General features: G+C 58.1%; 18 protein-coding genes. 13 read left to right on the top strand and 5 right to left on the bottom strand.

What is annotated here, in order from left to right:
- Positions 1-531: 531 nt before the first annotated feature.
- From BISU_RS11425 to nrdF, 5 genes are all read left to right on the top strand, one after another.
- On the top strand, positions 532-1221 hold the full coding sequence (locus BISU_RS11425; protein WP_024464118.1) for a TetR/AcrR family transcriptional regulator: 690 nt from the start codon (positions 532-534) through the stop codon (positions 1219-1221).
- Between the two features lie 534 nt (positions 1222-1755).
- Positions 1756-2010, top strand: coding sequence for a glutaredoxin-like protein NrdH (nrdH, locus tag BISU_RS00090; RefSeq protein ID WP_024464119.1), 255 nt, complete (start codon positions 1756-1758; stop codon positions 2008-2010).
- Positions 2007-2507 (top strand): class Ib ribonucleoside-diphosphate reductase assembly flavoprotein NrdI, encoded by a 501-nt coding sequence (nrdI, locus tag BISU_RS00085; protein ID WP_024464120.1) that lies wholly within the window; start codon positions 2007-2009, stop codon positions 2505-2507. Before nrdH ends, nrdI begins: the two co-directional genes overlap by 4 nt.
- A gap of 322 nt (positions 2508-2829) precedes the next feature.
- Positions 2830-5022 (top strand): class 1b ribonucleoside-diphosphate reductase subunit alpha, encoded by a 2193-nt coding sequence (nrdE, locus tag BISU_RS00080; RefSeq protein ID WP_024464121.1) that lies wholly within the window; start codon positions 2830-2832, stop codon positions 5020-5022.
- A 269-nt stretch (positions 5023-5291) separates the two neighbouring features.
- On the top strand, positions 5292-6278 hold the full coding sequence (gene nrdF / locus BISU_RS00075; RefSeq protein WP_024464122.1) for a class 1b ribonucleoside-diphosphate reductase subunit beta: 987 nt from the start codon (positions 5292-5294) through the stop codon (positions 6276-6278).
- 280 nt (positions 6279-6558) lie between these two features.
- Here nrdF and BISU_RS12870 read toward each other — a convergent pair whose 3' ends face one another.
- Positions 6559-6810 carry a hypothetical protein gene (locus BISU_RS12870; protein WP_024464123.1) on the bottom strand — a complete coding sequence of 84 codons (252 nt, stop codon included), beginning with the start codon at positions 6808-6810 and terminating at the stop codon, positions 6559-6561.
- Positions 6811-6944: 134 nt separating this feature from the next.
- On the opposite strand from BISU_RS12870, the gene BISU_RS00065 reads away from it, so the two are divergent.
- Together BISU_RS00065 and BISU_RS00060 are read left to right on the top strand one after the other, a co-directional pair.
- Positions 6945-7511 (top strand): isochorismatase family protein, encoded by a 567-nt coding sequence (locus BISU_RS00065; RefSeq protein ID WP_202805526.1) that lies wholly within the window; start codon positions 6945-6947, stop codon positions 7509-7511.
- A 200-nt stretch (positions 7512-7711) separates the two neighbouring features.
- Positions 7712-8608 carry a hypothetical protein gene (locus tag BISU_RS00060; protein ID WP_024464125.1) on the top strand — a complete coding sequence of 299 codons (897 nt, stop codon included), beginning with the start codon at positions 7712-7714 and terminating at the stop codon, positions 8606-8608.
- Between the two features lie 173 nt (positions 8609-8781).
- Here BISU_RS00060 and BISU_RS00055 read toward each other — a convergent pair whose 3' ends face one another.
- The gene (locus BISU_RS00055; RefSeq protein ID WP_024464126.1) at positions 8782-9198 is read right to left on the bottom strand and encodes a DUF6069 family protein; all 417 of its coding nucleotides are present in this window, start codon (positions 9196-9198) and stop codon (positions 8782-8784) included.
- Positions 9199-9401: 203 nt separating this feature from the next.
- Between BISU_RS00055 and BISU_RS00050 the strand changes: the two genes are divergently transcribed.
- Positions 9402-9839: a MarR family winged helix-turn-helix transcriptional regulator gene (locus tag BISU_RS00050; protein ID WP_152599115.1), complete on the top strand. Its 438-nt coding sequence runs from the start codon at positions 9402-9404 to the stop codon at positions 9837-9839.
- Here the strand turns inward: BISU_RS00050 and BISU_RS00045 are convergent.
- Both BISU_RS00045 and BISU_RS00040 read right to left on the bottom strand, forming a co-directional pair.
- On the bottom strand, positions 9829-10020 hold the full coding sequence (locus tag BISU_RS00045) for a hypothetical protein (RefSeq protein WP_024464128.1): 192 nt from the start codon (positions 10018-10020) through the stop codon (positions 9829-9831). The two genes, BISU_RS00050 and BISU_RS00045, sit on opposite strands and share 11 nt — an antisense overlap.
- 485 nt (positions 10021-10505) lie before the next feature.
- A complete protein-coding gene (locus BISU_RS00040; RefSeq protein WP_024464129.1) occupies positions 10506-11420 on the bottom strand; it encodes a DMT family transporter in 915 nt (304 codons plus the stop codon).
- 94 nt (positions 11421-11514) lie between these two features.
- On the opposite strand from BISU_RS00040, the gene BISU_RS00035 reads away from it, so the two are divergent.
- The 3 genes from BISU_RS00035 (at position 11515) to BISU_RS00025 (ending at position 14563) form a co-directional block, all read left to right on the top strand.
- Positions 11515-12408 (top strand): LysR family transcriptional regulator, encoded by an 894-nt coding sequence (locus tag BISU_RS00035; protein WP_024464130.1) that lies wholly within the window; start codon positions 11515-11517, stop codon positions 12406-12408.
- Positions 12409-12972, top strand: coding sequence for a hypothetical protein (locus BISU_RS00030; RefSeq protein ID WP_024464131.1), 564 nt, complete (start codon positions 12409-12411; stop codon positions 12970-12972).
- An 826-nt stretch (positions 12973-13798) separates the two neighbouring features.
- Positions 13799-14563 carry an aspartate/glutamate racemase family protein gene (locus tag BISU_RS00025; protein ID WP_024464132.1) on the top strand — a complete coding sequence of 255 codons (765 nt, stop codon included), beginning with the start codon at positions 13799-13801 and terminating at the stop codon, positions 14561-14563.
- Between the two features lie 588 nt (positions 14564-15151).
- On the opposite strand, the gene BISU_RS00015 is transcribed toward BISU_RS00025, so the two are convergent.
- Positions 15152-15721, bottom strand: coding sequence for a M15 family metallopeptidase (locus BISU_RS00015; RefSeq protein WP_051921986.1), 570 nt, complete (start codon positions 15719-15721; stop codon positions 15152-15154).
- 117 nt (positions 15722-15838) lie between these two features.
- Here BISU_RS00015 and BISU_RS00010 point away from each other — a divergent pair, with 117 nt between their 5' ends.
- Both BISU_RS00010 and BISU_RS00005 read left to right on the top strand, forming a co-directional pair.
- Entirely contained in the window at positions 15839-16225 is a 387-nt protein-coding gene (locus BISU_RS00010) for a helix-turn-helix domain-containing protein (RefSeq protein ID WP_024464134.1), read from the top strand.
- Positions 16226-16237: 12 nt separating this feature from the next.
- Positions 16238-16786, top strand: coding sequence for a PIN domain-containing protein (locus BISU_RS00005; protein WP_024464135.1), 549 nt, complete (start codon positions 16238-16240; stop codon positions 16784-16786).
- Positions 16787-16893 lie beyond the last annotated feature (107 nt).

Raw genomic sequence — 16893 nt, 5'->3', positions numbered from 1 at the left:
TCGAGTATTGACGGCTGAAAATGGCGGTTTGTAGCCGCCTGATACTCGACCTTCCGAAAAATAGCGCCTCACACAACGCAGATAGACCCCTGCAGCACCCAGTTAACGCCACAGATAACGCAGATACACATGCAACACGACAATATTCACTCGTTCCAGCACGCAGAGTTCGCAAATGACGCAAAGAACCTCGGGCACGGAGATTCTGAGGCTCAATCCCCAACGACTCGCTTCGCAGCCAGCGTTATGCCGCATACATGTATATATCGGCTCTTCATCCGCAATGATCCGACATGGCGCAAGCACAACGGCCGGAGACGCGGCAGCTCAGGAATGCAGCGGTACAATATACAACGAATCCGCGCAGGCGAGGGTGCGGCGCATCCGCTCGGTTGTGTTGCCACGCTTGGCGCACTTGGCGAACCAGCCAAGGCTGCGTGCGATATCAGCAGCCAGTTGGCCAGAATTGAACAGCCACCAGAATTTTCACACAAGTTCACACACGACTCGAAGCACAAGGACCGGAATGCGATGCCACGTATCAGCGAAGCGAACCTCGAAGAGCACCGTCGCAACACGATGAACGCCCTGCTCGACTGCGCGGAGCACATCGTGAAAACCCAGGGCAACGACGCGCTCACCCCCGCTGCGGTGAGCCAAGGCGCGGGGATCGCACGCAACTCCATCTACCGCTATGTCGATAATATGGACGATCTGCGCCACAAGCTGCTGCAGCGCCATCTGCCCGGCTGGCGCAAGGCGCTCGAGGATGGGCTGGCCGGCGTGAACGACCCGGTTGAGACCATCGCCATCTGGGTACGCATCAATCTTGAGCAGACCTCAATCCACGGCCACGGCTGGATGATGAAATTGCATCCGACTAGCAGCGCCGCGGCGCGTAAGCCCAAGCCGGACACCAAGCCTGATGTCAACCATGACGGATCTGACGACAAGCCGGATTTCCACGCCACGATCGCCATGCCGGTCGCCCGCGCCTGGCGACAGCTGTGCCCGCACTCACCCCGCGTCGGGGCCACCATCACCAGAGGCCTGGTGTCCAGCGGCATGCGGCTGCTTGAGTCCGCGCACGACGACGATCAGGCTCGGGCCATCATCGCCCAGGTCGAGCAGGCCGCACGAGCCGTGGCCCAGTCCATGCGCGAAGACGGCGGGGAGAGCGGCAGCAAGGGCGGGCGCGGGGTCAACCGTAACGAGCGCTGACCGATGTGCCGTCCACGGACATCCGCAGGTTTCCATGGCACAGTCGGCATCGGAAGCATCAAAAGCATCGCCCATGCTGACACTGCAGCGCGGACGCTCACCGCCCGTTAGCGTCCGTTTTGTAGCGCTCACTTGGGGCTATCGCTACAATCCGGACGATAAGCCCTCGTTAGCGGCAGTTTTGTAGCGCTAACTCAAGGCCACCGCTACAATCCGGACGATAACCAAGCCCTATAGACCGTTTTGTAGTGTCAGGGCACCGTTAGCGCTTTTGCCGCTACCTCATCATCACCCCACGGTGGCCGAAATCGTCAGCCGAATTACATCAATGTGATTAATGCAACATTTACACATTTATGGGCGAGCAGACCGTATGCCCGAAATCTCTTGCCGCTGTAGGCATCCGAGAGTGTGAAGCACTATATCTAGTGGCCGATACCCCGACACGCCACTAGACATGGTGTTTATTTCTAAATCACATCCATGTAATCTATCTACCCAGACACACTTACATCAGTCAACCGGAGGAAAGCCATGACCGTCACCGTCTTCACCAAGTATCGCTGCCCGCAGTGCGAGGCCACCAAGCGCCAGCTCACCAAGCAGGGCATCGACTTCGAGGTCGTCGATCTGGCCGAGAACCCCTCCACGCTTGAGCAGCTGCAGCAGGCCGGCTTCCGTCAGGCCCCGATCGTCATCACCCCCGACGCCTCGTGGAGCGGATACCGCCCCGACCTCATCAAGCAGCTCACCAAGACCAGTGTTCCTTCAATGAGTGTACTGGCATGAGCGAATCGCAGACCGACGCACTGAGCGAGCCGTTGTACAAGGCGGAAGGAGCGGCGATCGGAGCGGTCGTCTTCTTCTCTTCCGCTTCGGAGAACACCGCGCGTTTCGTCGACAACTGTGATTTTCAAGACGAGGGCATCAACGTCTACCGCATCCCTCTGCGCCCCAAGGACCCAGCGCTCAACGTGCGCGAACCCTACGTCCTCATCGTGCCGACCTATGGCGGCGGAAGCGCCCACAAGGCCGTGCCGACCCAAGTCAAGCAGTTTCTCAACAATCCAGATAATCGGCAGTACATCCGCGGGGTCATCGCCTCGGGCAACTCCAACTTCGGCGAGGCCTACTGCATCGCCGGCGACATCATCTCGGCGAAGTGCAAGGTGCCGTTCATGTATCGCTTCGAGCTCATGGGCACCCCGGAAGATCGGACGGCAGTGCGCCAAGGATTGCTCGATTTCTACACGAAGGCGCGAGAGCCGGTAGCAGCGACCGTCTGAGGCTCTGAGAGCCGTTTCGGCTTATAGGCCCCAATGGGACCGATGAGACTGGTTGGCCGATACAACTGAATGCGGACTGGCGAAGTCCTTATATATAGAGATGTAGAGCGTACACAGACCGTATTTAAACCGTTTTCGCAGAACGTGCAGGACTGCGGATGCCATGCAGAATCCATGGCCCGCAGACAATAGCTGAAAACCGCCGCGACCCCATTTCTCCCAACGCATATCGCCGCAAGCGCCATACGATAACACCACAGTCACACCTCATCACATACATAACACGCACTACATCCACCACACCACACCGGAGGACAGCCTCATGGCAATCACCGACAGCACCGCGCTGGTCATGGACAACACCAGCGACACCGCGGACCAATACGATCCCGCGCACGACTTCCACTCGCTCAACGCCATGCTCAACCTGTACGACGCGAACGGCAACATCCAGTTCGACAAGGACAAGCAGGCCGAGCGCGTTTACATGACCGGCCATGTCGCCGAGAACACCGTGAAGTTCGGCTCCACCGCCGAGCGGCTCGCCTATCTCATCGACAACCAGTACTACGACAAGGCTGTTTTCGACCAGTACAGCCCGGAATTCCTGGACTCGTTCTACGAGCACATCGAGTCCGAAGGTTTCGAATTCGACACCTTCCTCGGCGCGTTCAAGTTCTACACGTCCTACGCGCTCAAAAGCTTCGACGGCAAGCAGTACCTTGAGGACTTCCCGCAGCGCTCCGCCGCAGTGGCCCTGGAACTGGCCTCCGGCGACGAAAACCTCGCCGTCAAGTACGCCGATGAGATCATCTCCGGCCGCTTCCAGCCCGCCACGCCGACCTTCCTGAACCTCGGCAAGGCGCAGCGCGGCGAGCCGGTCAGCTGCTTCCTCGTGCGCATCGAAGACAATATGGAATCCATCTCGCGCGGCATCAACGCGGCACTGCAGCTCTCCAAGCGCGGCGGCGGCGTGGCGCTGCTGCTGAGCAACCTGCGAGAGCTCGGCGCGCCGATTAAGCACATCGAAAACCAGTCCAGCGGCGTCATCCCGGTGATGAAGCTGCTCGAAGACTCCTTCTCCTACGCCAACCAGCTGGGCGCGCGCCAGGGCGCCGGCGCGGTGTACCTCAACGCGCATCACCCTGATATTCTGCGCTTCCTCGACACCAAGCGCGAGAACGCCGACGAGAAGATCCGCATCAAATCGCTGTCGCTGGGCGTCGTCATCCCCGACATCACCTTCGAGCTGGCCAAGCGCAAGGCCCCGATGGCCCTGTTCAGCCCCTACGACGTTGAGCGCGTCTACGGCAAGCCCTTCGCCGACATCTCCGTGACCGAGCATTACGACGAGATGGTGGCCGACGACCGCATCCGCAAGACCTACATCGACGCGCGCGAATTCTTCATGACCATCGCCGAAATCCAGTTCGAATCCGGCTACCCCTACATCCTCTTCGAGGACACCGTGAACCGCGCCAACCCCATCGAAGGCCGCATCACGATGAGCAACCTATGCTCCGAAATCCTGCAGGTCCAGGAGCCCAGCGTGCTGAACGAAGACCTCACGTACGCCCACGTCGGCCGCGACATCTCGTGCAACCTCGGCTCGCTCAACATCGCCAAGGCGATGGACGGCGGCCTGACCGGCACCGTTTCGACCGCCATCCGCGCGCTGAACGCCGTTTCCGAGCACACGCAGATGAACAGCGTGCCTTCAATCAGGCGCGGCAACGACGAAGGCCACGCCATCGGCCTGGGCGAGATGAACCTGCACGGCTTCCTCGCCCGCGAGCACATTCATTACGGCTCCGAAGAAGGCCTGGACTTCACCGACATGTACTTCATGACGGTGGCGTTCAACGCCTACAAGACCTCGCACGAGCTCGCCGTCGAACGCGGCCACGCCTTCAAGAGCTTCCCGACCAGCGATTACGCGAAGCCGGCAGGCCAAGGCAACTACTTCGACAAGTACACGGACGGCCGCCGCTCCCTCGAACCGCGCACCCAGCGCGTCAAGGAGCTCTTCGAACGCTTCGAGGTGCACATCCCGACCGTGCAGGACTGGGAGGAGCTGCGCGACGCGATCCTGCGCGACGGCATCTACAACCAGAATCTGCAGGCCGTGCCGCCGACCGGCTCGATCTCGTACATCAACCATTCCACGAGCTCGATTCACCCGATCGCCTCGAAGATCGAGATTCGCAAGGAAGGCAAGATCGGGCGCGTCTACTACCCCGCGCCGTACATGACCAACGACAACCTCGAGTACTTCAAGGACGCCTACGAAATCGGCTGGAAGCCCATCGTCGACACCTACGCCGAAGCCACGCAGCACGTCGACCAAGGCTTGTCGTTGACGCTCTTCTTCCCCGACACCGTCACCACGCGCGACCTGAACAAGGCCCAGATCTACGCATGGCGCAAAGGCATCAAAACCCTGTACTACATCCGCATCCGGCAGCAGGCGCTAGAAGGAACAGAAGTCCAAGGCTGCGTCAGCTGCATGCTGTGATGAGCGTGTAGGGATTGTCGTGGTGGGAAAGGGAGGCATATTATCCGACACGCTCCAAGGCCGCTCGGCCGGTCATACGGTCGGACAACATGCCTCCCTTTCCCACCACTCACGCTAAAGACGCTCATCTCAGCATGCATCAGAGCGCAGAGGCCCTTGTTGAGCGCATAAAAACATAAAACATGAGAGAGAACATACGAAAGGAAGCAATCATGGCTGATAGCACCGCGAAGGACGAGACGCTTGAGGCTACGTCTACTGTGGATCCGATGGAGCGGTTCCCGCGGCTGACGTACCATCCGGTGACGCGCGTTCAGGCGATTAACTGGAACAAGATCATCGATCCGAAGGATAAAGAGGTCTGGGATCGGCTGACGGGCAACTTCTGGCTGCCTGAGAAGGTGCCGCTGAGCAACGATATCCCTTCGTGGAGCACGCTGAGCGATGATGAGCAGACGCTTACCATGCGCGTGTTCACCGGGCTGACGTTGCTCGACACCATTCAGGGCGTGGCGGGCGCGCCGAGGCTGATTCAGGATGCCATCACCCCGCATGAGAAGGCCGTGTTCTGCAACATCACCTTCATGGAGGAGGTGCATGCCAAGTCGTATTCCTCGATTTTCGAGACGCTGTGTTCCTCGAAGCAGGTGGACGAGGCCTTCGACTGGTCCGAGATGAACCCGAATCTGCAGAAGAAGGCGCAGATCGTGCTCGACTACTACAACGGCGACGACCCGCTCAAGGTGAAGATCGTCTCGGTGCTGCTCGAATCCTTCCTGTTTTATTCGGGATTCTTCCTGCCCTTCTGGCTCTCCGCGCACGCGAAGCTCACCAACACGGCGGATATCATCCGCCTGATTCTGCGCGACGAGGCCGTGCACGGCTACTACATCGGCTACAAGTACCAGATCGGGCTTGAAAACTTGAGCCAGGAGCGCCGCGACGAGCTGCAGGACTACACGTACGAGCTGCTGCAGGATCTCTACGATAACGAGGTCGAGTACACTGAGGACCTGTACAAGGGCGTCGGCTTGGTCGACAAAGTGTTGGCCTTCGTACGCTACAACGGCAACAAGGCGCTCATGAACCTTGGCTACCCCGCGCTGTTCACCGCCGAGGACACGCAGGTCGACCCGGCCATCCTGACATCCCTGAGCCCCAACGCCGACGAGAACCACGATTTCTTCTCCGGCTCCGGCTCGTCCTACGTCATGGGCACCGCCGTCGAAACCGACGACGATGACTGGGACTTCTAGAACACTATTGGGACTATTTATCGGACATTTATCCGACATGTCGGATAAATGTCCGATAAACTGTCCGATAATCCAGTGGGCAAACATCAGATTGCTCTCTCGCAAGTTGCAGAAGGGTCCTCGGTTGGCGAGGAATGGGGCAGACTCGTGCAATCGAGTGCAGACGAATACAGCTAGAGACCTTTCCTCTGTCCATACCTTCTATGCCCCACATCGTTGCGGTGACTTCAGGGTTGGTCCGCATCTATTGCCGAATGACAATCAGTGAGAGGCATCTCGCCTAGGACCAGGTGACCATTTCGAGATTCACACTGTGGGCCACACTGTGGACGAGGGCGTTTGCTTCGATGATCTCGCGCAGCCATGTTGCCATACCATCTCGCCAGAACCGTTCCGATGCAGCAAGATCGCGAGCAGGCACGGCGACGAACATCGGCATCCCATAGATGCCGCGGAACGACTCAGGCGCAACCGCATCCACGCCGGGCGCAGGGACTGGACTCATGTCAAAGGCGTTGTAGTAATTGCTCATACACCTCAGCCTTCCGCCTGACGCAGCGTGAGAGTCAAGTTTCAGGCGTGTCGCAAAAACCATTCCATCGACGTTACTGCGAACCCCGACGAGCAGGCATCAGCCAGGTCTGACAATCGCGATACATTCCGGGCATGAGGGCCTTCGTAGAGAAAAGCAACGCAATGACGATAGGCGCGCGGACCGTGGTACTGGTCATTGACTTGCAACGTGGCGTGATGGCTGAATGCTTTGACGCCAGCCATGTGCTAACGCGCGCAGCGGACCTCGTCGCCCGGGCACGCGAAAATGGTACAGCTATCGTATGGGTGCAGGACGACGGTGTCGCACTCGGCACTTCCGACTGGGAATTGGCCGCGCCATTGAGCCGAAACGATGACGAGCCACTAGTACGTAAGACCTACCGCGACGCTTTTGCAGGCACCAATCTGAAAAGCGTGCTTGACGGCTTGGGAGCAACCAGACTGGTGGTCGCAGGGGCGCAGTCGGACTACTGCATCCGAACCACGGTGCAACGCGCAGCAGCAGAAGGATACGATACCACCCTTGTCAGCGACGCCCATACCACGACCAGCACTGAATGGGATGGCGTCACAATCACAGGTGAACAGATCGTGGCGCACACCAACCGGTACTTCAGCGGCTTGCGCTACCCCGGGCAGATCTGCGATATCGCAACTCACGACGCAGTGAGGCTCTAGCGTCTTAATCATCCGTACTGCAAGGATCCCTCAACCCGCAACCGCTCAATGCCGTCGGCAAAGCTGCAGCAGCACACACGATGCACTGCAAAAGCCGCATGATTCTGTGTTTCTTGACGGAAGTCAGACTTCATCAGCAGTCTTAATTCGCCTAGGTAGCTAACGTGATCTGGCCATGCATAAGGAGAACAGAGGATTTGATGGAGAATTGCGAAATCGAGAGATCTGACAATCACATCAACTGGCCGGTGACGTGGGAGTACCAAGCCGACGAGGAGGACTGGCTCGCACCCTATTACATCGGGGAAGTCTCATATCCGAAGTCATACGCCCCAGACATTGATGCCGCTGCTGGGAGCTTCAGCGGCATGATGGTCAGGCGTCGGTGGTCGCGCATCTCCATGGCATTATTCATTGCAGCGATCATTTGCTATTGCCTCCCGACCCTCGTCCTGCTCGTTCTTTACAGCATCCCGCAGCAACTACCCGATAATGCCAGGAAAGTCGTGGCGTTTATCCTCATATTGATATTGGGGGCCGCCCTCATCCTCACTCCGGCGACAGCCATCGTCTTCGGCGTGTTCGCGCGCAGATATCCCACAGCGGATGCGGGTTTTGCAAATGCTGACTTTGCACTGTTCCATCTGAATGGTAGCAAACCGGTTGAGGTGACACCGACCGGTTTGCAACTGAGGTCTGGAGTGCTGACATTTCCGTGCGTTCGGGGCGACGAACTGTGGGGAAGAGCGGCAGATGCCTATGATGCTCTTCGCAATGGGCAGGCAAGGTTCGATGCCGATGTCGACGAAGTCAGGCGCACCGTCGTGTCAAGCGTCACATACCTGGACCAGATGATTGCCGAATACTGCGACGATTCATTGGATGCGCGAGCCACGACTGCTGTGATTCTCGCCTGGATGGAATACGAGTACGCTCACATAACATCTGGTGATGCAGACCGTGCCGGACTAAGCCAAGTAATGGATCGTGTCAATGCTCTGATGGCGGCTGCTGGCGCATTCGTCTCTGACTCGAGCACCGATGTATTGGGAAAGCTAGCGGCGCTCAGAGAGAGCGCTCGCCCATTCAGCTCATGAAGATGCGATCGAAGAATTTCGCAGCGCAAGACAAATGCGTCGGTGTGGTTACGAGCGAGAGTCAAGTCACAATGCCGTGGTGGCCGTGGTGCAAAGACGGTTGCGTGCACGATTGGGAAATGAAGGGATACGCCGCGCAGGTCGATCAGAACCGTGTCCGCAAATGTCAAGCCCTACTTGAGGCTGAGGCGCCGCGAGCGTGTGCCGAAGTACCAAGCGACTGCGGCGATGATGTGCATCGGCGCAAGCCACAGGCCGGATGCGCCGCCCACGATAACCAGCGGCGCAATGGCCGTGAGCGCCGCCACGATGCCTCCGACCACCGGGGCAATGCCGCCGATCCAACGCCAGTAAGGCAGCACAAGCCAGACGATCAGCCCGACAATCACAATGGGAACAAGGGATGCGACAATCGGCTCGTAGGCACCCATGGGCTTCCCGAAAGTCGTAATGGTGGTGCCGGTTGCACTCGCGAGGAAAAACACGATGAGGTTGACGATGGCCGCGATAACCGCTGCGGCAATAAGCCGAAGCAGGCCGAATGAACGCTTCGGGGTCAGAGAATTCGTGGGCGCAGTGCTTGCTGTCATGGTGGATTCCTTCCGTCGCCTGCTGCACGTTCACATTCAATGTTGCCTATTTCAAGAGTGCTTATTTCAGCAGTGCCTCGTACAACAGCGCTTAATTCGCCAATGCCTGATTTGATTCAGCAATATCGAACTCAACAGTACTCAATATTATATAAGTCAAAACTTGACTAGTCAATTATTGATATTTTGAATAGTATCAAGACATGACAACTGCGCAACGCACGGAAAATGCTCCAAAACCTCAGGAATCGCGAGAGCTCGCCCGACTCGTCGTGCAGGCGGCAACGAATGCGCGGCAGGGCTTCGCGAAGTCAGCGGGCGGCTTCGGCATCCCCATCACACTGTGCCGCGCACTCCTGCTGCTTGACGAGCCGCGCTCGATGCGCCATATCGCCGAGCAGCTTGGCTGCGACCCCTCGTACGTCACATCGCTGGTCGATCAACTTACCAAATACGGCCTCGCCACTCGCACAACAGGGAGCGATCGCCGGGTCAAACTCATCTCCGCCACGGACACCGGTGTGGCCTTACGCACGCGGTTGGCGGCAGCCGTCTCCGGAGACGCAGCGTTTGGCCGCCAGCTCACCGCCGAGCAGCGAGCGCAATTGAAAGATCTGCTGATGCTCCTGCTTAGGCCATAAGCCCACAGCCTCCCGCGCGAACCTCTTCCTGGCACAGGTCTTTCACGATGCCGAATAGGCCTTGTCTTCCCTCGACACGGTGCAGCATGTTTGCAACAATCACGATCGAGGCCGCCAGCGCCGTCGCATTCATCGCGTTCGGGGCCATCACCATCATCCCAGTAATCACCAGAATCGTCAAAGCCGTTCAAGCCGCATATTGGTATGCTTCCCGACGAAGCACATCATGCAAGACGCGATACAGGAGTGGTGTAACGTTATGGTTGCCTATATGACAGTTACATGAGGGGAACCCATGCAGATGCACTCGTCTTACGCCTCCCGCTGACCGACGGGCTGATCGCGGGAGTCGGCGCGAACCTGTGCTGGACACTGGCTGTGGCCGTGCCGATTCTGCTGCCGAATTTGGACGTGCCCATGCTGACGGCAGGGCGCTACCTGCTGCTGGGCTGCATCTCGGCGCTCCTCCTGCTCTGGGGCGGGTTTCCGCGTCTGCATGCCCGGGACCGGGCGGCGACCTCGTCCTGGCACACCTGCTCACCGCCACCACACCCCGCCCCTTCGAGATCGCCGGCTTCCTCCTGAGCATGACCGGAGTCCTGCTCATTCTGCGCCTCGGCCGGCACACCCAGTCGCTAGGCTGAGGGAGCACAGGGCTAATATTCATTACCGGCTGCAGGCAATGGCTATCAGCACGACTGCCGTTCCCGCGAGATGATGAAGTGCGATGGGTTCGTGCAGGATGATGGCTCCGAGGGCGATTCCCACGAGCGGCGTCAGGTAGGTGACCTGCGAGGCGCGCAGCGAACCCCATTGCGCGGTGATGTCGGTATTCCACAGATAGCCGAGGCCAGTGGAAAATACGCCAAGTATGAGTATTGCGATGATTACCGGAATACTGAGCCGAGGGATTGAGCCAAACACGCCGTTCCACGGCGAGATTGCTGCGGCCAGCGCTGCGGCGATGAGCAGCTGCATGGCGGTGAGCCCGACGGGATCGCGCGCCTCGCCGGTCGGCACGAGAAAACGACGCATCCACACGTATGCGCATCCATAGCAGCATGTGGCAGCGAGGCATGCCAACGCCGCAAGCCAGAACCGGGGGCTACCGGCTGCCACCGTCAGCCGTTCTCCGCCGGGCTGTTTTTCCCACGGCGCCAGCACCAGAATAATTCCGGCCGCCCCGAGCAGGACACCCCCTATCTGCCTGGCGGTAAGACGCTCGCTGCGCAATGCGATTGCGCCGATGATAAGCGTCATCAACGGCGTGGTCGCGTTGAGCACCGCGGAAAGACTGGGCGAGAGAAACTGCCCGGTCCAAGAGTAGAGCGCGACTGGAAGCACGAACATGAACACCGCGATGACCGCAAGATGCTTGAAAATATTCGCGTCCCGAGGCCAAGGGCGATGCGTCACCAGCATGACAACGGTCAGCGTCGCAGCGCCAAGCGCCAGGCGACACAGCCCCACTTGGGCCGGGTTGAGCCCTCGCAGACTGATCTTGATCAGCAGAAAACTCGCGCCCCACAGCAGCCCGAGCAGGCCGAACACTATGACAGTAGGTGTTTTATGGCGCTTCATACGGTTTTTCATATGGTTCTTCATGTGTTTCAGATTGCGCGTATTATTGACATGAATCAAATCAATCGAATTCACCTAAACATGAAGGATGCTCATGGCAGTCACGCTTGCACAGCTCCGTGCGCTCGTTGCCGTGCATGATTTCGAGGGTTTCGCCGCAGCAGCGGATGAAATGGGAGTCTCCCAATCGGCGGTTTCGCATGCCATCACTACCTTGGAAGCCGAGCTTGAAGCGACATTGGTCATTCGCAGGCCGGCAATCGCACTCACCGCGCTTGGCTCCGAACTCCTCCCCTACGCGCGTTCGACGCTTTCCTCAGCCGACGCCCTCGTGGCTACGGCAGCGCGCGCAGCAGGCAATCTCACCGGAACAGTGCGATTGGCAGCCCCTTCTACGGTCTGTTTCGGATTGCTGCCGAAGCTTCTCGCCGATTGGCAACAGGCGTTCCCAGCCATCACGGTAAGCGTCTTCGAGGGCGATGACCCGGAACTGGTCGAATGGCTTGACGACGGTGCTGCGGATGCCGCCATTCTCGTTAACCCGAACCATGTCCCCGCCGGAGCCGTGACGGTCGGCGAAGACCGCTATTGCGCAGTTTTGCGCGACGACCACCCGCTGGCCGCAGCCGAGAGCGTCACCGCTCGCGATCTCCTTGACGATCCGATTCTGATTTCCGGCGGCGGATGCGGCTCCGATGTCACCGCGATGTTCCGAGCCGAGGATCAGCGTTTCGTCCCGGCGCAACGAGTGTATGACAACGCCGCACTGCTCAATTTCGTCGCAGCCGGATTGGGAGTGACGGTTTTCCCCTCGATCGGCATGGGCATGCTCGCGGCCAACACCAGAATGGTTCCGCTCGCTCCGGCCAAGGAGCGAAAGCTGATCTTCAGCGGGCCATCAAACCGCCCTTGGAGTCCGCTTGTTCAGGCATTAATCAGCAACGTCACCCCTTCTTCCGCCAAATTTCATGAAGACGGCGACGAATGAATGCGGCACTCTCCCGGCAGACGACGAGGAGTCTCCTTATTCACGGCTAAACGTGGCTTCCTGACGGAAGAACCGTCATCGAATCGCGAGGTCGAGCGCCTTGTCGATACGCTGATTGACGGAATCAAAGCGTTGATTGACGGCGATGAACTCGTTGCTGAATTTAGCATCCATAGCCCGTATCTCGCTGCTGTTCTCGTCAATGCGTTTGCCAAGATTAGTCTCAACACTGTCGATGCGTTTGCCAAGATTAGTCTCGACACTATCAATACGAGCAGTGAGGTTCTTTTCAACGCCGTCGATACGAGCGGTCAGGCTCTTCTCAACACCATCGATACGCCTAGTAAGACTGTTCTCGACACCGTCAATCTGCCCAGTGAGGCCGCTTTCAACGCCGTCAATACGGATATTCGTGTCATCGATGCGCTTGGCAAGCTTCGGTTGCCGGTCAGGACGAGCCTGGCCAAAACCGCGCTGACAGCGAGAAATGCCGCGATGGTGGGGATGCTATTGATGAGCGTGTTCATGGCCGGGTTCCTTTCGTATGCTTCCAAGCATAGGTGATAGTTGCCATCTACGCTATTGGCCGGGTTTGTGCCCATGCAAGCGAAACAGGGCTATGTGGTCGAACGCTTGGGTCTCCGGCGTGCCGCAAGTAACGCAATGTGGATAACTCACCGGAATGGACACGTCTTCACATATCGATCCCAAGTGCCCCATATGCGTCGGTATCTCAGCATGGCAAACGCATATCGCAAAAGATTATTTTTGACGCATGCGTATTGCATTGAAGCAATGCCCGATTGTTAAGCCCTCTGCCCATGCCACGTTTATACCCGCAATTCTCTCTGCATAGCATTGACATCAAAGTATATTGCAGGTACGCAGACGGATAACACTATCTTCCTGATAGACAGAATCAGCGAGAAGCCAAACCGATATCTCATGCGGAAGATGAGCAAAATCGGCTTGGCCAGCCTAGCGCCTTCGCACGGCGACGTTATCGCCAATCTGTTCAGATGTAAGGAAATCTCGATTGACCAGCTTTCCAGCGCCGTTTTCCGCGATCCCTCGACGGGCCGACACTAGTGAACAAGCTCAAGCAGCGGGGTTTTGCGCAGAGCCGCAAAGACGAGCGGGGCAGCCACATCACCATCGTTTCCCTCACCGATAGAGGCAAGGGCGCTTAAGCCGCGTTTCAAGGCAATCTCCCGAGAACTCTAAGACGTCGAATACCACGGGATAACAGACAGAAAGACGCTGCACAGTCTGTTGACAAAGATCAATAACATTTTTTGCCTAAGCACATGGTCCGGTCCGCTCCCACCAGCTTCTGTTAAGAACCGAAAGGTGCGATTGGACAAAACGCGCACGGTGATACACTGGCCGCATGAATGATGGCGATTCGCAACTGACCTCAACCACACCTGCATCTACAGCGGACGACACCGCCCTCGGGCATATCGGCGTAGCGGGCGTGACGATTCCGGGCACGCTGCTGTGCGTGCAGGAGATCGTGGCCGAGTGCGTGCGCCTGCAGAGCCGCCCGGGCGCACACCCGCGCATCACGATGACGAACCCGGAGCACGAGCGCAACGAAGAGCTGATGCTTGCCCACGACTGGGATGGCCTAGCCGCGCTGATGCTCGAATCCGTGGATGTGCTGGCACGGGCAGGCGCCGACTTCGTGGTAATCCCGTCGAATGCGCCGCATTTCGCCATCGACCGCATTCAGCAGGCGGCGACGATTCCCGTGGTGAGCATCGTGGCGGTGACGGTTGCCGAGTGCGTGCGTCGCGGTTTCCGCACCGTAGGCGTGCTGGGCGTGAACACGACGGTCGAAGATGGTCTGTATGAGGCACCGCTGCGCGCAGCAGGCATGGCACCAGTGCGGCTCTCGACCGAGCGTCAACACGAGCTGGATACGTTGCTGCATGACGAGGTCATCAACGGTCCGCAGACCCCGACAACACATGAGCACATGGTCAATCTCATCAGCGACCTAGTGGACGCCGGCTGCGACAGCTTCATCGCCGGCTGCACCGAGATTCCGGTGGTGATTACGAGCGAGGCCGAGTCGCCCCTGCCATTCGTCGACACGACTCGTCTGCTCGCCCACGTCGCCGCCCGTCGCGGACTCGGACTGGAAAGCTAACAATAAGACTAAGATTCGTTGCGCCCGACGAGCAAATCTTGGGCTGACACCAAGCTGATGGTGTTCTCTAGTGGACAGCATTCGCGCCGCACGGGTAGGCGGATTCCTCGCAGCCGCCGCAACAAACCCCTCTTGCGCATGAGCTTCATTGTGCTTGGGTATGCGCGATGAAGCTCCCGGCCTCTTTCCCTGCCCACAGCACGGAAACTGCGTAAAAGTGGTTGGAATAATCATGTAGCTGCGTTATGTGAGGCGCTAAATTGGTCTCGCGGAGGTCTATCTGCGTTATGTGAGGCACCAATCCCATATCACTCCAAGTAGCGTTGACCAAAAACGGCGGTTTTAGGCCACCTGATACCCGACTCTCCAAGAAATAGCGCCTCACATAACGCAGATAGACCTCTGCGGCCTGCAAATAACGCCACACATAAGCGAGATACATGCATTTATCGGAAAATCCATCAAAAACCGCAACACGACAACCCTGCTTAGTGCAGAGTCTGCAATTTATTCGTCTCCAACCGGCGCATAGCAAGCAGCATTGCCAGTGATCAGTGCCCAGTAGGGATCGCCATACGAGAAATGCCATCATTCGGCCGGATAGTTCACAAATCCGGCGGATTCCATTGCCCGCGACAGCATCTGACGGTTCGCCCGTTGCTCTGGTGCGATGAACGGGCAATCCGTATAGGTCAGGTTCTCCGGCGCAACTGGTTCATCGTTGAACTTCGTGCCCATGTCAAGCTCTTTGCCGTCCTGAATCAGCACGATATCGACTGCGCCGCCAGTTGGGTGACCAGCGACTTCGGGCGGAGCGACATACTGGCAGGCCAGCTCCCGCAGCGCCTCTTCGTTTAACTCCGGATTTGATTCACGATAGAACTCAAGGCCCTCTTCGAACGAACGAACCTGCCTAGAATATGGCCGATAGATTTCCTTGACAAGAAAGTCGACGTCCCTAGGCAAGAACGCAACAGCTCGGCGCAACATACCTGTAACGGATTCGCGGGCATAGCAGAAGCGATCATAATTGCTGGCGATCTCGCTGCGCGACCGGTCAACCGCAATCCGCTCATCGATTCCGTCCACCGAAACCATCTGCTCGCCGCAATCGTTGACCGGCACCTCGCGCACACGCGGATCATTCAACAAAATCATGCCTTCACCAAATTTCTCATAAGACGCGCGGGATTTAAGCCGTTCAAACTATAGTCTGACAACACAACCAAATAATGATAGAATTGGTCATATTGGACATTTCTGTAGAGGAGGCCAATGATGAGCATCGCGATGATTGAGGCAAGGCCGGTGGCTGACGACGCATCGTTCATTCTGCAGGGCAACGGACGAACCTACCAATTGGATGAGGCGGCGTTCAATGCGGCCGTAGATGCTGCCATGGCCGCATCCGGGCACAGCCGCACTATAGGCACCGGCGAGGCGGCCCGCATTCTCGGCGTTTCACGCAAGACGGTCCAGCGCATGCTTGACGACGGCAAGATCCCGTTCCGCCGCAACGGCGAGGCAGGCAATCATATGATGCGCGAGTCCGACGTCATCGCCTATCGCGATGCCATGCGCTCTGACCGGCGCAAGGCCCTTGACGCCATGCGTGACCTGGCCGAAGACATGGGTCTGTACGGCACGCCTCATAGCGACTAAGGAATCATTCGCATGAAAACCGCCGTGCTCGATGCCAACATCTTCTTCCATATATGGATTCTGGACGCGCTGCTCACCGTAGCCGACGACAGCCTGCTCGAGCCGCTCTGGTCGGATGAAATCATGGCGGAAATCAGACGCAATCTGCCCAAAGCGTGGAAGCACGCGACAACATCCGAGATTGACGCGTTCCTCGGTACAGTGAATGAAGCCTATCCTTATGCCCAAGTACCGGATTGGCGAAATCACCTGGACGACCTCGCTCTTCCCGACCCGGATGACAGGCATGTGCTCGCTGCGGCACGAGCGGGAGGAGCTACGATTATCGCCACCATCAACCTTGCCGATTTTCCACCGAAAACACTGGAAAAGTACGGCATCAGAGCAGAGCATCCCGACGCGTTCCTCTCACGAGTCTACGACGAATCACCCGAAGCCGTTCGTCGCGCAATAACACGGATGGCAGCGCGCAAGAAGCATCCACCGCGCATTATGACCGAAGAATATGCTGGACTGAAAAAGGCCGGGCTGGCGACCTTTGCCGCGAGACTTGAAGCGTAACAGCGACTTCTTTCATACGTTCCGACGAGATTCGTTTGAGCCCTGCAATTCCCCTACGCGCCCCAATCCCCCAACGCGCCTTGAAGCGCACCTAGGGCGGCATCGAT

Origin of the sequence: Bifidobacterium subtile, from assembly GCF_000741775.1 — a bacterium.
GTDB classification, from domain to species: Bacteria; Actinomycetota; Actinomycetes; order Actinomycetales; family Bifidobacteriaceae; genus Bifidobacterium; species Bifidobacterium subtile.
This window is presented reverse-complemented; position numbering and strand designations above follow the sequence as displayed.

Bases quoted from the DNA above. Each gene is read 5' to 3' on its own strand.
- BISU_RS11425 (WP_024464118.1), top strand. From the start codon at position 532: ATGCCACGTATCAGCGAAGCGAACCTCGAAGAGCACCGTCGCAACACG.
- nrdH (WP_024464119.1), top strand. From the start codon at position 1,756: ATGACCGTCACCGTCTTCACCAAGTATCGCTGCCCGCAGTGCGAGGCC.
- nrdI (WP_024464120.1), top strand. From the start codon at position 2,007: ATGAGCGAATCGCAGACCGACGCACTGAGCGAGCCGTTGTACAAGGCG.
- nrdE (WP_024464121.1), top strand. From the start codon at position 2,830: ATGGCAATCACCGACAGCACCGCGCTGGTCATGGACAACACCAGCGAC.
- nrdF (WP_024464122.1), top strand. From the start codon at position 5,292: ATGGAGCGGTTCCCGCGGCTGACGTACCATCCGGTGACGCGCGTTCAG.
- BISU_RS12870 (WP_024464123.1), bottom strand. From the start codon at position 6,810: ATGAGCAATTACTACAACGCCTTTGACATGAGTCCAGTCCCTGCGCCC.
- BISU_RS00065 (WP_202805526.1), top strand. From the start codon at position 6,945: ATGAGGGCCTTCGTAGAGAAAAGCAACGCAATGACGATAGGCGCGCGG.
- BISU_RS00060 (WP_024464125.1), top strand. From the start codon at position 7,712: ATGGAGAATTGCGAAATCGAGAGATCTGACAATCACATCAACTGGCCG.
- BISU_RS00055 (WP_024464126.1), bottom strand. From the start codon at position 9,198: ATGACAGCAAGCACTGCGCCCACGAATTCTCTGACCCCGAAGCGTTCA.
- BISU_RS00050 (WP_152599115.1), top strand. From the start codon at position 9,402: ATGACAACTGCGCAACGCACGGAAAATGCTCCAAAACCTCAGGAATCG.
- BISU_RS00040 (WP_024464129.1), bottom strand. From the start codon at position 11,420: ATGAAGCGCCATAAAACACCTACTGTCATAGTGTTCGGCCTGCTCGGG.
- BISU_RS00035 (WP_024464130.1), top strand. From the start codon at position 11,515: ATGGCAGTCACGCTTGCACAGCTCCGTGCGCTCGTTGCCGTGCATGAT.
- BISU_RS00030 (WP_024464131.1), top strand. From the start codon at position 12,409: ATGCGGCACTCTCCCGGCAGACGACGAGGAGTCTCCTTATTCACGGCT.
- BISU_RS00025 (WP_024464132.1), top strand. From the start codon at position 13,799: ATGAATGATGGCGATTCGCAACTGACCTCAACCACACCTGCATCTACA.
- BISU_RS00015 (WP_051921986.1), bottom strand. From the start codon at position 15,721: ATGATTTTGTTGAATGATCCGCGTGTGCGCGAGGTGCCGGTCAACGAT.
- BISU_RS00010 (WP_024464134.1), top strand. From the start codon at position 15,839: ATGATGAGCATCGCGATGATTGAGGCAAGGCCGGTGGCTGACGACGCA.
- BISU_RS00005 (WP_024464135.1), top strand. From the start codon at position 16,238: ATGAAAACCGCCGTGCTCGATGCCAACATCTTCTTCCATATATGGATT.